General features: G+C 43.5%; 12 protein-coding genes. All 12 read left to right on the top strand.

Annotated elements, in window-relative coordinates:
- Positions 1 to 19: 19 nt before the first annotated feature.
- The 12 genes from icd (at position 20) to AC6F33_RS11750 (ending at position 13955) form a co-directional block, all read left to right on the top strand.
- On the top strand, positions 20 to 1303 hold the full coding sequence (gene icd, locus AC6F33_RS11805) for an NADP-dependent isocitrate dehydrogenase (RefSeq protein WP_255745762.1): 1284 nt from the start codon (positions 20 to 22) through the stop codon (positions 1301 to 1303).
- A gap of 262 nt (positions 1304 to 1565) precedes the next feature.
- A complete protein-coding gene (locus AC6F33_RS11800; RefSeq protein WP_255745760.1) occupies positions 1566 to 2501 on the top strand; it encodes a phosphate ABC transporter substrate-binding protein in 936 nt (311 codons plus the stop codon).
- A gap of 129 nt (positions 2502 to 2630) precedes the next feature.
- Positions 2631 to 3596: a phosphate ABC transporter permease subunit PstC gene (pstC, locus tag AC6F33_RS11795; RefSeq protein ID WP_255745758.1), complete on the top strand. Its 966-nt coding sequence runs from the start codon at positions 2631 to 2633 to the stop codon at positions 3594 to 3596.
- A complete protein-coding gene (pstA, locus tag AC6F33_RS11790) occupies positions 3593 to 4477 on the top strand; it encodes a phosphate ABC transporter permease PstA (RefSeq protein ID WP_255745756.1) in 885 nt (294 codons plus the stop codon). Before pstC ends, pstA begins: the two co-directional genes overlap by 4 nt.
- 24 nt (positions 4478 to 4501) lie before the next feature.
- Entirely contained in the window at positions 4502 to 5305 is an 804-nt protein-coding gene (gene pstB / locus AC6F33_RS11785; protein WP_255746000.1) for a phosphate ABC transporter ATP-binding protein PstB, read from the top strand.
- 71 nt (positions 5306 to 5376) lie between these two features.
- Positions 5377 to 6072 carry a response regulator transcription factor gene (locus AC6F33_RS11780; protein WP_255745755.1) on the top strand — a complete coding sequence of 232 codons (696 nt, stop codon included), beginning with the start codon at positions 5377 to 5379 and terminating at the stop codon, positions 6070 to 6072.
- Complete coding sequence (gene pnpS / locus AC6F33_RS11775; protein WP_255745754.1) at positions 6053 to 7765, top strand: two-component system histidine kinase PnpS; 1713 nt, start codon at positions 6053 to 6055, stop codon at positions 7763 to 7765. Before AC6F33_RS11780 ends, pnpS begins: the two co-directional genes overlap by 20 nt.
- 69 nt (positions 7766 to 7834) lie before the next feature.
- A complete protein-coding gene (polA, locus tag AC6F33_RS11770; RefSeq protein WP_255745753.1) occupies positions 7835 to 10465 on the top strand; it encodes a DNA polymerase I in 2631 nt (876 codons plus the stop codon).
- Between the two features lie 32 nt (positions 10466 to 10497).
- Entirely contained in the window at positions 10498 to 11337 is an 840-nt protein-coding gene (gene mutM / locus AC6F33_RS11765; protein WP_255745752.1) for a DNA-formamidopyrimidine glycosylase, read from the top strand.
- On the top strand, positions 11334 to 11939 hold the full coding sequence (gene coaE, locus AC6F33_RS11760) for a dephospho-CoA kinase (protein WP_255745751.1): 606 nt from the start codon (positions 11334 to 11336) through the stop codon (positions 11937 to 11939). Before mutM ends, coaE begins: the two co-directional genes overlap by 4 nt.
- Before the next feature lie 82 nt (positions 11940 to 12021).
- Positions 12022 to 12501 (top strand): transcriptional regulator NrdR, encoded by a 480-nt coding sequence (gene nrdR / locus AC6F33_RS11755; protein WP_255745750.1) that lies wholly within the window; start codon positions 12022 to 12024, stop codon positions 12499 to 12501.
- Between the two features lie 71 nt (positions 12502 to 12572).
- Positions 12573 to 13955, top strand: coding sequence for a replication initiation and membrane attachment family protein (locus AC6F33_RS11750; protein WP_255745749.1), 1383 nt, complete (start codon positions 12573 to 12575; stop codon positions 13953 to 13955).
- Positions 13956 to 13957: the final 2 nt, after the last annotated feature.

Raw genomic sequence — 13957 nt, 5'->3', positions numbered from 1 at the left:
CAGACAATGACAAAAATGTATGGAGGTACATACTGTGACACATGAACAACAAATTTTCGTACAAAACGGCATATTGAACGTACCAAATAATCCGCTTATTCCTTATGTGGAAGGTGACGGTATTGGCCCGGAAATCTGGGCGGCGGCATCGCGCGTTTTTAACGCTGCTGTAGAAAAGGCTTATCAAGGCGATCGAAAAATAATTTGGAAGGAAGTGCTGGCCGGTCAGAAAGCGTTCGATCAAACAGGCGAATGGCTTCCTCAGGAAACAGTTGACGCAATGAAAAAGTATGTCGTTGCGATTAAAGGCCCACTTACAACACCAGTAGGCGGCGGCATTCGCTCACTAAACGTCACATTGCGCCAGCAGCTTGATCTATTCACCTGTCTGCGTCCGGTACGTCACTTTGAAGGTGTTCCTTCACCAGTAAAGCATCCGGAACGTGTTGACATGGTAATTTTTCGAGAAAATACAGAAGACATTTATGCCGGAATTGAATTTGAATCTGAATCTCCTAAGGCAAAGAAGATCATCCAGTTCCTCCAAAATGAAATGGATGTAACAAATATTCGTTTCCCAAAGACATCGGGAATCGGCGTTAAGCCTGTATCTAAAGAAGGAACTGAGCGTCTGGTCCGTGCGGCAATCCGCTATGCAATCAAAGAAGGACGAAAGAGTGTAACACTTGTCCATAAAGGAAATATCATGAAATTTACGGAAGGTGCGTTCAAAAATTGGGGCTATGCGCTTGCGGAACGTGAATTTTCGGAACAGACCTTTACGTGGAAGCAATATGGAGCAATTTCTGCAGAACAAGGTAAAGAAGCAGCAGATAAAGCCCAGAGAGATGCACTAAGCAGCGGACGTATTTTAATTAAAGATGCAATTGCTGACAATTTTCTGCAACAGATCTTGCTGCATCCGAGTGAATATGATGTCGTTGCGACCATGAATTTGGATGGCGACTACATTTCTGATGCACTTGCAGCACAAGTCGGCGGTATCGGAATTGCCCCCGGTGCGAATATTAATTATGAGACAGGCACGGCTTTATTTGAAGCGACTCATGGTACTGCACCGACATTTGCGGGCCAGGATAAAGTCAATCCATCATCTGTGATTCTCTCCGGGGTCATGATGTTTGAGTATCTGGGCTGGTATGAGCCGGCTGAATTAATTGTCAGTGCAATTGAAAAGACGATTGCAAGCAGAATTGTAACCTTTGATTTTGCTCAGCTTATGGAAAATGCGACTGAAGTAAAGTGCTCGCAGTTTGCCGATGCATTAATCAATCATTTATAAAAAGCAATATATAGCTTCATTTAACTTAGGTAAAGAGAGAAGGCAAACGTCTTCTCTCTTTTTTAGTGTGAATTTGTATCATAATAAACCTATTTCTCGTGCATTATTGATCTGGTGCTGGCCATGCTATAGACAAAGGATTTTGTTCGACATTATTCGTCTTTACAAAACCTTTACAATTCGTTTATATTCGTTTAAAAGTCAAGCCTTATTATAAGAAGTGCAATAAGGTGACTCAACATTCTGAGGGGGAAATATTCAAATGAAAAAGAAAAACTTGCTCGCGATTGCACTGGTTTTCGTTCTTTCTTTAACACTCATTCTTAGTGGTTGCGGAAACGGAAGCGGAAGCAGTTCGTCAGACAGCAGCAGTTCTTCTAAAGATTCAAGTTCTTCATCTGCAGCACTATCAGGTAAAATCACAATCGGCGGTTCAACAGCTCTTCAACCGCTGGCAGCACAAGTTGCTAAGGAATTCATGGAAAAAAATCCTGATGTTCAGATCGAAGTGCAAGGCGGAGGCAGTGGTACAGGCCTAAGCGAAGCACAAGATGGCAACTTTGACATTGGTATGTCTGATGTGTTCGCAGAAAGCAAATCAAACATCGATGCAAAAGCTCTCAAAGATTATCAAGTTGCAGTAGTTGGTATGACAGCAGCAGTAAATCCTAAAGCTGGCGTTAAGAACCTGTCAAAAGCAGATCTCCAAAAAGTATTTACTGGCCAAGTTAAGAACTGGAAAGAAGTCGGCGGAAAAGATCTGAAGATCACATTGGTTAACCGTCCTGACGGTTCTGGTACTCGCGCAACATTCGACCAATTTGCTCTTGATAACAAGACTCCTGCTGAAGGTATTACTCAGGACTCAACAAACACTGTGAAGAAAATTATCTCTGAAACTCCTGGCGCAGTCGGCTACATGGCACTCTCATATTTCACAGCAAATGATACTTCAGTAACGAAGCTTTCTATTGACGGCGTTGAAGCTTCTGATGACAATGTTGCTTCTGGCAAATTCCCTGTATGGGCTTATGAACATATGTACACAAAAGGCGAACCATCGAAATTGGTTAAAGCGTTCCTTGACTTCATGATGAGCGATGCTGTACAGACAAAAGATGTTCCGGCTCAAGGTTATCTCTCCGTTAAGAATATGAAAGTACAGCGCGATGCTGAAGGTAAACAAACAGATAAATAATTGTCCAAGATATTGCAGGACAAATTAAATACAAAGTAAAGTCCAATGGCGGCTTAAGCGGGAAGGTCTGTGACGTCCCGCTTGTCGTCATATGGGCGTCTCTTGAATAATTGTAAATGAGGTGTGAGGATGAAAATCGGCAAAATGGTTACGGATGCGGCACCTGCATCTAGCAGCAGATCAAAGCTGATTAATGAAAAAGGTTTTTTTTCACGGTTGACCGACCGCACGAGCGAGAGCAGGGGAAAACTGCTCATTTATGGCAGTGCATTGCTTATGATCGTTGCGGTAACAGCAATCACATTGTTTTTAACAGTACAAGGTCTTCGTTCTTTTGTTGTTGATCGCCTTAATTTTTGGACGTTTATTACGGGAACAGAATGGTTTCCAGATCGCGCAGAAAACCCCTCCTTCGGCGCGTTTCCTTTCATTTTCGGATCAATGGCTGTAACATTTTTGGCTGCGCTCATTGCGACACCGATTGCGATCGGTACTGCTATATTTATGGCTGAAATTGCAAAAAAATGGGGCGCAAAAATTATGCAGCCCGTTATTGAAATATTAGTTGGCATACCTTCTGTTGTCTATGGTTTAATTGGCTTGTCGATCATAGTTCCGTTTATGCGTCAGCATTTCGGCGGAACCGGATTTAATCTGATCACCGGAGCAATTGTTGTCGGCATCATGATTTTACCGACTGTAGCGAGTATAGCGGCAGACAGCATCCGTGCAGTACCTGATTCCCTGCGCCAAGCTTCTTACGCCATCGGTGCAACAAAATGGCAGACAATCTGGCGTGTCGTGATACCTGCAGCGGGATCTAGTTTGCTTACTGCGATTATCTTAGGCATGTCACGAGCCTTCGGTGAAGCACTTGCCGTACAGATGGTTATTGGTAACGTGGGAAAAATTCCTACGTCGATTCTTGATCCATCAGCAACGCTAACGACAATTATTACTTTAAGTATGGGTCATACAACGACAGGAAGTTTGCTCAATGATGCACTATGGTCACTTGGATTAATCCTGCTGCTGATTTCCTATGTGTTTATCGTCATCATTCGTTTCATAGGAAAGAGGGGAGAAAAACGATGAACAGTAAAATGACGAATCGAATTGCCCTCTCTGTTATTATTGCATGTGCTGCGGCAATGGCAGCCATACTGGTTTCGATGCTGGGTTATATTTTAGTACAGGGTGTCTCAAGCATTTCTTGGCATTTTCTTACGACATCCGCAAGCCCGTTTTTAGCTGGAGGCGGTATTAAAGATCAACTCTGGAACTCATTTTACGTGTTAGTTATTACGATGCTGCTGACCGTTCCTATTGGCGTGTGCGGGGGAATCTATCTTGCTGAATATGCCAAACCGGGCAGATTAACATCTTTTATCAGAACATGCGTTGAAGTACTGGCTTCTCTTCCATCAATCGTTGTAGGTATGTTCGGTATGCTAGTATTCGTTAATTATTTTGGATTTAAATATTCGGTCTTCTCCGGTGCACTCGCATTGACTGTTTTCAACCTTCCAGTCATTGTACGTGTTACGGAAGACGGCTTTCATGCACTATCACGTCATCAAAAAGAAGGTGGGCTGGCACTTGGACTGACTCACTGGCACACAATTAAAACAATTCTTCTTCCTGCAGCTTTTCCAAGTATTTTGACTGGCATCATTCTGTCAGCAGGACGCGTTTTTGGGGAATCAGCAGCATTACTGTTTACCGCTGGTCTTTCGACGCCGGATCTTGATTTTGGTAATTGGAACCCTGCATCACCAAACTCGCCTCTGAATCTGTTTCGTTCAGCAGAGACGCTTTCGGTTCATATTTGGTCTGTAAATACAGGGGGAATCATGCCGGACGTACAGACGATTGCCAATGGATCGGCTGCGGTTCTAGTTATCTGTGTTCTGCTCTTTAACTTATTTGCACGTATGCTCGGAAAAGTAATTAATCAAAAATTTTCAGGAAAATAAGCGGGAGGAATGGATATGATTCAAATGGAGAAAAATATTGTTTCTTTTACAAATAATACAGTGACTAAGGAACTTCCGATTCAGATCAAAGTGGAGAATGTCAATATTTTTTATGGTGATAATCATGCAGTTAAAGATGTCAATCTTCCCATTCATGAGAAATCAATCACTGCTTTGATTGGACCGTCCGGATGCGGAAAATCAACATTTCTCCGAACGATTAATCGAATGAATGATTTGATTCCTTCTGCGCGATGTGAAGGAACGATCGGTTATAAGGACGTCAATATTCTCAATCCTAAGATAGATGTTGTTCAGTTGCGCAAAGAAATAGGCATGGTGTTTCAGCAGCCTAACCCGTTCCCAAAATCGATCAGCGAGAATATTCAGCTTCCGCTTCGATTTGCCGGAGTACGCAGTAAGAAAATATTGAAGGAAGCTACGGAAGATTGCCTGAAACAGGTTGGACTTTGGGATGAGGTAAAGGATCGGTTGGATCGTTCAGCAACGAGTCTTTCGGGTGGTCAGCAGCAGCGTCTCTGTATTGCACGGGCACTCGCACTTAAACCAGATGTCATTTTGCTCGACGAACCAACATCTGCGCTGGACCCAGTTTCCAGTTCGAAAATTGAAGAACTACTGCTTGAACTTAAGAACAGCTATACAATTATTATCGTGACACATAATATGCAGCAGGCTGCTCGTATTGCGGACTATACGGCATTCTTCTACCAAGGCGAGCTGATTGAATTCGGTCAAACGAGAACTTTATTTACCAATCCGGAAAAACAGAGCACGTCCGACTATATTTCCGGACGCTTTGGTTGATTCGTCAAGCTCATTGCTGAATCTTTCGTTCAAAATTGTTATGATAAAGAGAGTAGCAAGGAGTGGTGTGTTTGGCAAAGAAAATTATGGTTGTGGATGATGAGCCGTCAATTGTGACGCTTCTATCCTTTAATCTGAAAAAATCAGGATATGATGTTCTTACTGCAACAAACGGTACGGATGCTTTGCAGCTTGCAAGAGATACACGACCGGATTTGATCGTGCTTGACTTGATGCTTCCAGGTATGGACGGTATGGATGTGTGCAAACAGCTACGCCAAGAGAAACAATTTATTCCGATACTGATGCTAACTGCCAAAGACGATGAATTTGATAAAATACTTGGTTTGGAATTAGGTGCCGATGACTATATGACCAAACCATTCAGCCCGCGTGAAGTAGTGGCTCGTGTTAAGGCCATCTTAAGGCGTACTGAACTTGGCAAGCAAGAACAAAATGAAGTACTTGCAATCGGTGACTTAAAAGTATATCCGAATAATTTTGAAGCGGTTTTTAAGGGCGATGAAATGGTTCTGACACCTAAGGAGTTTGAACTCTTGGTCTATATGATGGAGCATAAAGGCAGAGTTCTGACGCGTGAACAATTACTTAATGCAGTATGGAACTATGATTTTGCTGGTGATACCCGGATTGTTGATGTTCATGTCAGCCATCTCCGCGAAAAAATTGAAGATGTAACGCGAAAACCGCTATATATTAAAACAGTTCGAGGGTTGGGTTATAAATTTGAAGAGCCAAAGATTTGATACAAGAATTTGGATGCGGTGGGGATTTGTTCTCGCTTGTTTGTTTTTTATCGTCTATGTTTCAAACGAAGTCATACAAGTGGCTCTTCTTCACGACGATCAGCGAACAATGAACGCCCGCGCCAATTCGATCGAATCGATCGCTGTTCTTCGTGGGCAGGTTCCGCCGGCTGAATATGAATCGGCTATTTCTCAATTTGCCAAAAAGGAACAGATAAAGATTTCACTTTATAACGAAGACCGGAAGCTGATCTTTGCTACAGCAGGCAAAGAGAAGAATACGCTTGATCTGATGGATGGTATGCATCAATCGGGCGATTCTTTAGTGTACATAAAAAAAATGAAATCAGATAGTGAAGCTATCGGTTATTTAAAAATTACCGGACTTAAAACTGTGATCGTCGGTCTTGATTTAGTCTATTTCTTTTTTGTTGTGGCCGGTATCGCGGTACTTGCCTATCGAGATCATTTAGTGCGATCTTATTCAATGCCAATACGGTTTGCCGCCAGAATGGCTGAGAACCTTCTCGAAGGTTCTTATAATATGATTGCTTCGGATCAAGCAAAACGTGAAAGTATACTTCGTCTTAACTTAGCAATGAATCGTATCTCAGATGCGATGCACGAGCTTAATCGATCCTATACTCGCCAACAAGACAGTATGTCCACTTTGATTGAAAATATAGGAAACGGTTTGCTATTCATTGACGGTGTCGGGCGTATAAATTATGTCAACCAAACATTTAAAGAAGACTTTCAGACGAGTGCATCACATTGGGAACTCGCCGATTATCATGAGGTGGTTCCTTATGAGGAAGTTCGGGAACTTATCGATGAGGCTTTCGAGACAAAAGAAAAGTTAAAGCGTCAGCTGCATCTTTCCGTCCACATCGAACGGAAACATTTTGATGTTTCATGTGCACCTGTTCTGAATAAGCACAATAAGGTAAGAGGAATCGTAGTTGTTTTTCACGACATCACTGCGATCAAAAAACTGGAGAATACGCGTAAAGATTTTGTTGCCAATGTCTCTCATGAACTAAGAACACCAGTCACATCGCTGATCGGGTTTGCAGAAACGCTGATTGACGGAGCAAGAGACGATAAGGAATTGGAAGACCAATTTTTGCATATTATGCTCCATGAAGGACGGCGCCTGCAGAGCTTGATCACTGATTTACTTGAACTGTCGAAGATTGAGCGAGAACATTTCAAGCTTCAAATGAGTCAAGTTTCATTAAGTAATGTGCTGGATAGTGTGTTGTTCATGCTTAAAGAAAAGGCGGACGCTAAAGATATTCACCTGAGACATGAGCAAGGCGATGAAGGTATTATTATGGGCGACTCATTTCGTATTCGTGAGATTATGATTAACCTCATTTCCAACGCGATTTCATATACACCGGAAAATGGCGATGTTTCCGTTTCGATTCACGAACGTGATCAGGAGACAGATTTCATCGTCGCTGATACAGGAATGGGAATCGAAAAAGATCAGATACCTCGTATTTTTGAACGCTTTTATCGTGTAGATAAAGCTAGGAGCAGAGACTCGGGAGGTACAGGTCTGGGACTTGCGATAGTCAAGCATCTCGTTGAGGCACATGGAGGACAAATCCATGTGGACAGCGAACTTGGGAAAGGGTCGACGTTCACGATCACCTTTAAAAAATCCCCATATCTAATTGGATAAATAACCTGTGTTGCTTTAGAATATAAGAATAAGCAACACAGGTTTTCTTTTGCTTTCAGGAGGAACATGATGAAAAAATTAGTTTTAATTGACGGAAATAATGTTGTATACCGCGCTTTTTTTGCTTTGCCGCTGCTTAGCAATAATCAAGGCATGTACACCAACGCAGTCTACGGTTTCACGATGATGTTAATGAAAGTTATTGAGGAAGAACAGCCCACTCATTTGCTTGTTGCTTTTGACGCAGGCAAGACGACGTTCCGTCATGAAACCTATAAAGAATATAAAGGCGGTCGTCAGAAGACGCCACCGGAATTATCACAGCAATTTCCGCTTGTACATCAATTGCTCGACGCAATGGCAATCAAACGCTATGAACTTGACAATTACGAAGCAGATGATATTGTCGGGACGCTTGCCAGAAAAGCCCATCATGATGGATTCGAAGTTCGAATTGTGACAGGGGACAAAGACTACCTTCAGCTTGTTGATGAAGATGTTCGGGTGTCATTGATACGCAAAGGTATTACTGATACCGTTGATTATGATGCAGACAAAGTACGCGAACGCTATGGAATCGACCCGCGGGAAGTTATTGACCTAAAGGGGCTCATGGGCGATGCATCAGACAATATTCCCGGTGTTCCCGGTGTCGGAGAAAAAACAGCAATCAAACTTCTTAAGCAGTTTAAAACCGTTGAGGGCGTTTATGATCATATTGATGAAGTGTCAGGTAAAAAGCTAAAAGAAAAGTTGGAATTAAATAAAGATCAGGCATTGCTGAGTAAACGAATTGCAACGATTGACAATGATTCGCCTATAGAAGTGACGACCGATTCATGCGCATATACACATGAATTTAACGATCAATTGAAAGATTTATTCCGTGAGTTAGGCTTCCAATCTCTTCTTGATAAATTAGATGCAAATGGATCGGATCAAAGTGAAACAGAGGCTGTGGCTATTTCTGTTCACACCGTGACCGAATTTTCATCAGAGCAACTTGTTTCACCAAGTGCGCTGATCGTTCAAATGCTTGAGGAAAACTATCATTACGGCGAAATCAATGGTTTTGCTGTCGCAAACGACACAGGTACATATTTTATTGATACCGAAGACGCACTGAAAGACGAATGCTTCCGCAAGTGGCTGGAAGATCCCAAACAGAAAAAGGTGCTTCTTGACAGCAAACAGGCCGAAGTTGCCTTGAAATGGCGCGGTATTTCGCTAAAGGGCATTGCTTTTGATGTCCGTTTAGCCACCTATTTGATTGATTCATCAGAAGCAGGACAAGACTTGGCACTTCTTGCCACAAAACGCGGTATTTCTAATATTGAAACCGACGATGCTTTCTATGGAAAAGGTGCGAAAAGAAAGATACCTGAAGGAGATGGGCAAGCGCAGCATCTTGGCAGAAAGGCAGCGGCGCTGCTGCAGTTGGAACCGAAATTGATTCAGGAACTGAATGAGAATAAGCAGAAAAAATTGCTTTTTGATCTAGAGCTGCCGCTTGCACGAGTACTTGCACAGATGGAATTTACAGGGATCCGAGCAAGCAGTGAAACCTTGAAAGCTATGGGCGATGAGCTTGACCGAACGCTGAATATTATTGAACAGGATATCTATTCGATGGCAGGTGTAACCTTCAATATTAATTCACCGAAACAGCTGGGTGAAATTTTATTTGAGAAACTGATGCTTCCGCCGGTCAAGAAAACGAAAACAGGCTATTCAACTGCAGCAGATGTTCTTGAAAAGCTGCGCGGCCGACATGAAATTATTGACAAAATTCTGGATTTTCGTCAGTTAGGCAAATTAAAATCAACGTATGTAGTGGGCCTGCTCAAGGTCATCAATCCGGAAACGGGACGAGTGCACACGTGTTATAACCAGGCGTTAACACAAACCGGAAGACTCAGTTCGACCGATCCGAACTTGCAGAACATCCCGATTCGACTTGAGGAAGGCAGAAAAATCCGCAAAGCATTTCTTCCAAGCGAAGACGGCTGGCAGATTTTCTCTGCAGACTATTCACAAATTGAACTGCGCGTCTTGGCACATATTGCTGATGACGAAAACTTGAAACAGGCATTTATTGATGGTATGGATATCCATACGAAAACGGCGATGGACGTATTCGGCGTCGAAAAGGACGAGGTTACCTCACTAATGCGCCGTCATGCGAAAGCAGTCAACTTCGGCATTATTTACGGAATCAGCGATTATGGGCTTTCGCAAAACCTTGGAATCACTCGAAAAGATGCTGCTCGATTTATTGAAAAATACCTGCAAAGCTATCCGGGTGTTCACCAATATATGGAGAATATTGTGAAGCAGGCGAGATCAGAAGGATATGTGACAACACTGCTCAACCGTCGTCGCTATTTGCCCGACATCAACAGTCGCAATTTTAACAGCCGAAGCTTTGCTGAACGCACAGCGATGAACACGCCGATTCAGGGCAGCGCGGCCGATGTAATTAAGAAGGCAATGATCGTCATGGATCAACGGCTTAAAGAAGAAAAACTCAAATCGCGAATGCTGCTTCAGGTACACGATGAGTTGATCTTTGAGGTGCCAGAGCAAGAACTAGAAACGATGAGCAAACTTGTGCCCGAAGTCATGGAACATGCGATTCAATTGAGCGTTCCGCTAAAGGTTGAGCGTTCCTATGGACCAACTTGGTATGATGCAAAATAAAGTCGCAGCACAGGTGTTGAGGGGGAAGTCGTTTGCCGGAATTACCAGAAGTGGAAACTGTGAAGAGAACGTTGAATGAGCTTGTTATTGGAAAAACGGTGAAAAGTGTTGACGTACGCTGGCCGAATATTATCCGTCGACCAATAGACATTAATCAATTCAAAGCTCAATTGATTGGGGAAACGCTGACGGATGTGCAGCGTCGCGGAAAATTTTTGCTGCTTGATTTCGATGATCTTGTCCTTGTATCACATCTGAGGATGGAAGGGCGATATCGCTTGGATCCGGAAAGTGAGCCACTTGATGCTTATACTCATGTGATCTTTCACTTTACCGATAATACTGCACTTCGTTATCGGGATGTTCGCAAATTCGGCACCATGCATCTTTTTGATAAAGGTGATGAATGGAATCATCTGCCGCTTTCAAAGCTTGGTCCCGAGCCGCTGTCCTCAGATCTGACCGAAGAATATCTTGCGGCTGCCTGCCGAAATACAAAGAGAACGATAAAACAAGTGCTACTTGATCAGACCGTTCTTGTCGGACTTGGGAATATTTATGTTGATGAATCCTTATTTAAGGCTGGTGTTCACCCGACGACTGTCGCTTGCACACTAACTGGCGATCAATTGAGTCGAATTATAAAGGCAATTGTTGAGACATTGAGTGAAGCCGTTAAGCAGGGCGGCAGCACAATCCGCACGTTTGTGAACAGTCAAGGTCATATGGGACTTTTTCAACAGCAATTAAATGTGTACGGAAGAACGGGTGAGCCTTGCATACGTTGCGGCACGCCAATTGAAAAAATAAAAGTTGGCGGACGCGGGACACATTTTTGCCCGGTTTGCCAACCAAGAGGTTCGAAAAAATGAAGAAAATCGGAGTGACAGGCGGGATCGCAAGCGGGAAAAGCACCATTTCACACTGGCTGATACAACACGGCTACCCGGTTATTGATGCCGATAAAATCTCGCGTGAGATCGTTGTTCCGGGAGAACCAGCGCTTGCAAAAATCGCTGAACATTTTGGAGAAACGATGATTTTGCCGACAGGTGAACTGGATCGGAGAAAATTGGGTGCTCTTGTCTTTCAGGACAGCATTAAACGTCATCAATTAGATGAACTTCTACATCCCATCATTCGTTGTCGGATGAACGAAACACTGGATCAACTTGAGAAACAAGGTGCCCGTGTTGTTTTTTTGGATATTCCGCTCCTGTATGAAAACGGCTTGGAATCTTGGGTTGATCAGACTTTGGTTGTAGCTGTGACTGAAGAAAATCAGTTGCATCGGCTCATGTCCAGAAATAAATTGACTGAGCATCAGGCGCGTGCACGTATCGCTTCGCAAATCCCGCTGCTTGATAAAGTGAAAAGAGCAGATGCAGTGATTGACAATAATGGTTCGATTCAGGAGTCTGAAGCTCAGCTTCGCCGTTTGCTGCGCCGCTGGTCTATTTTGGATGAGACATGAGCATAACTTGCCTGCCTTTTCATAAGTTGCCATGTAGGATACAATAGATTTATCGAAAACAGCGAATGGAGTGAAAAGAAAAATGCGCTGTCCAAGCTGTAAACAAATGGCGACGAAAGTGCTTGACTCCCGTCCCGTTGACAATGGACGGGCGATACGCAGACGTAGAGAATGTGAGCTATGTCATCACCGTTTTACGACCTTTGAAAAGGTGGAGGAAACTCCTTTAGTGGTCGTAAAAAAGGGAGAAACGAGAGAAGCCTTCAGTCATGAAAAAATGCTGCGCGGACTTATAAAAGCCTGCGAAAAACGCCCGGTTCCCCTTGAACGGCTCGAACAGCTCGCAAATCATGTGGAAAAGAAGCTTCGCGATGATGGACGTTCGGAAGTGAACAGCCATGAGATCGGCGAACTTGTGATGAATGAATTAGCAAAAGTGGACGAGGTTGCTTATGTCCGGTTTGCTTCAGTGTATAGACAGTTTACGGATATTAATGTATTCGCCAAGAAGATCCAGGAATTGAAAGATCAATTAGAGAAAGAAAAGAAAAGCAAGAAGTAAGAGATTGAGGAAGGCCGACGAAGAACGGATCCTTGATTTCTGCGCAACAGACGCAGAATGGGGGAATGAACATGATGCAGTCATGGAAAGAAGTGCTGCCCGGAGATCATTATCATGTACTGACGAATGGACTGCTTCATCCTTTTGACCAGAGGATTATTACATGCCTTTACCAGCCTCTGATCGGCATCGATGCGGCGAGTATGTACTTTACATTTTGGCAGGAAATTGATGATACGGAGGAATTTTTGACGCATCATCATCTCATGGGATCGATGAACCTGCCATTGGATCGAATACTTAAAGCAAGAAAAAAATTAGAGGCCGTCGGGCTGCTGCAAACCTTGAAGAAAAAGGGAGCAACCCCCGGCCGATTTGCCTATTATCTTGAGCCGCCTCTGACACCGGATTTATTTTTTAAAGACGGTTTTTTAAATTTATTTTTATATCGTCAGGTTGGTCCGAGAGAGTATAAACGATTGAGCAGCCTTTTTGAAAGTAAATCGATCAGCACGGATGACTATGAAGATGTATCCGCTCATTTTGACGAAGTGTTTCAGTCATTGCCGTCTGCAGAAACAACAGATGAAAGGCTAAATACGGCCTCAAACGGATCTTGGGTCATGCGGTCGGAAACCCCTAAGGTCCGTTTCAGCAATCACTTTGATTTTAAGAAAATGCTGACGTATCTCTCTGATGCGATCCTTAGCGAAGATGCGCTGACTGATGAGGTGCGGCTCGCCATTGATAAGCTGGCGTTCGTCTATCAGACTGAGCCCTATGATATGAGCCGTGCGGTGCAGTCCGCAGCACTGCATACAGGCACGGTTGACATCTCCGCATTGCGAAAAGAAGTACGCGACTTTTATTTGCTTGAGCATGGCTCGGACGAGATGCCTGCTCTTTATGAGCGAACACAGCCACATGAAGAGCGGAAGATTGTGGACAGAGAGCCGCAGAACGCAGAGGAACAGCTGATTGCATGGTATGAACGGAACTCGCCCTATCAATTGCTTGAAGCGCTTGGACAGGGAAGCAAGCCGGCAGCACCCGATTTACGTTTAATTGAAAACCTGATGTTCGATACAAAACTGAATCCCGGAGTAATCAATGTATTAATTGACTACATTTCTCAGGTGAACGATCATAATCTTAATAAATCATTTGTGGAGAAGGTTGCTGCGCAATGGGCAAGGGCAAATGTGCGGACGGTGCCCGAGGCAATGGCTTACGCACGCGAAGAGCAAAGGAAACGAGAGCAACAGAAGAAAGGCAAGGCATCAGGGCAAGCGCAAAGTACACGACGGACAAGAAAATCATCTCAGAATGAGCATCATGAGGTCGTTCCAGAATGGATGAAGAATCCGAAACAACCGGAACAACAATCCAAGGATGACGACGAAGCTGTAAAACAGAGAGCAAAATGGCTTGAGGATTACTTAAATAATATATGAAC

Source organism: Sporolactobacillus sp. BBK16-2 (assembly GCF_059878335.1).
Note: the sequence above shows the minus strand (reverse complement) of the source record. Positions and strands in the feature narration are given on the sequence as shown.

What these genes read in the sequence shown, in the direction of transcription:
- icd (WP_255745762.1), top strand. Translation starts at nt 20, where the DNA reads ATGGAGGTACATACTGTGACACATGAACAACAAATTTTCGTACAAAAC.
- AC6F33_RS11800 (WP_255745760.1), top strand. Translation starts at nt 1,566, where the DNA reads ATGAAAAAGAAAAACTTGCTCGCGATTGCACTGGTTTTCGTTCTTTCT.
- pstC (WP_255745758.1), top strand. Translation starts at nt 2,631, where the DNA reads ATGAAAATCGGCAAAATGGTTACGGATGCGGCACCTGCATCTAGCAGC.
- pstA (WP_255745756.1), top strand. Translation starts at nt 3,593, where the DNA reads ATGAACAGTAAAATGACGAATCGAATTGCCCTCTCTGTTATTATTGCA.
- pstB (WP_255746000.1), top strand. Translation starts at nt 4,502, where the DNA reads ATGGAGAAAAATATTGTTTCTTTTACAAATAATACAGTGACTAAGGAA.
- polA (WP_255745753.1), top strand. Translation starts at nt 7,835, where the DNA reads ATGAAAAAATTAGTTTTAATTGACGGAAATAATGTTGTATACCGCGCT.
- coaE (WP_255745751.1), top strand. Translation starts at nt 11,334, where the DNA reads ATGAAGAAAATCGGAGTGACAGGCGGGATCGCAAGCGGGAAAAGCACC.
- nrdR (WP_255745750.1), top strand. Translation starts at nt 12,022, where the DNA reads ATGCGCTGTCCAAGCTGTAAACAAATGGCGACGAAAGTGCTTGACTCC.
- AC6F33_RS11750 (WP_255745749.1), top strand. Translation starts at nt 12,573, where the DNA reads ATGATGCAGTCATGGAAAGAAGTGCTGCCCGGAGATCATTATCATGTA.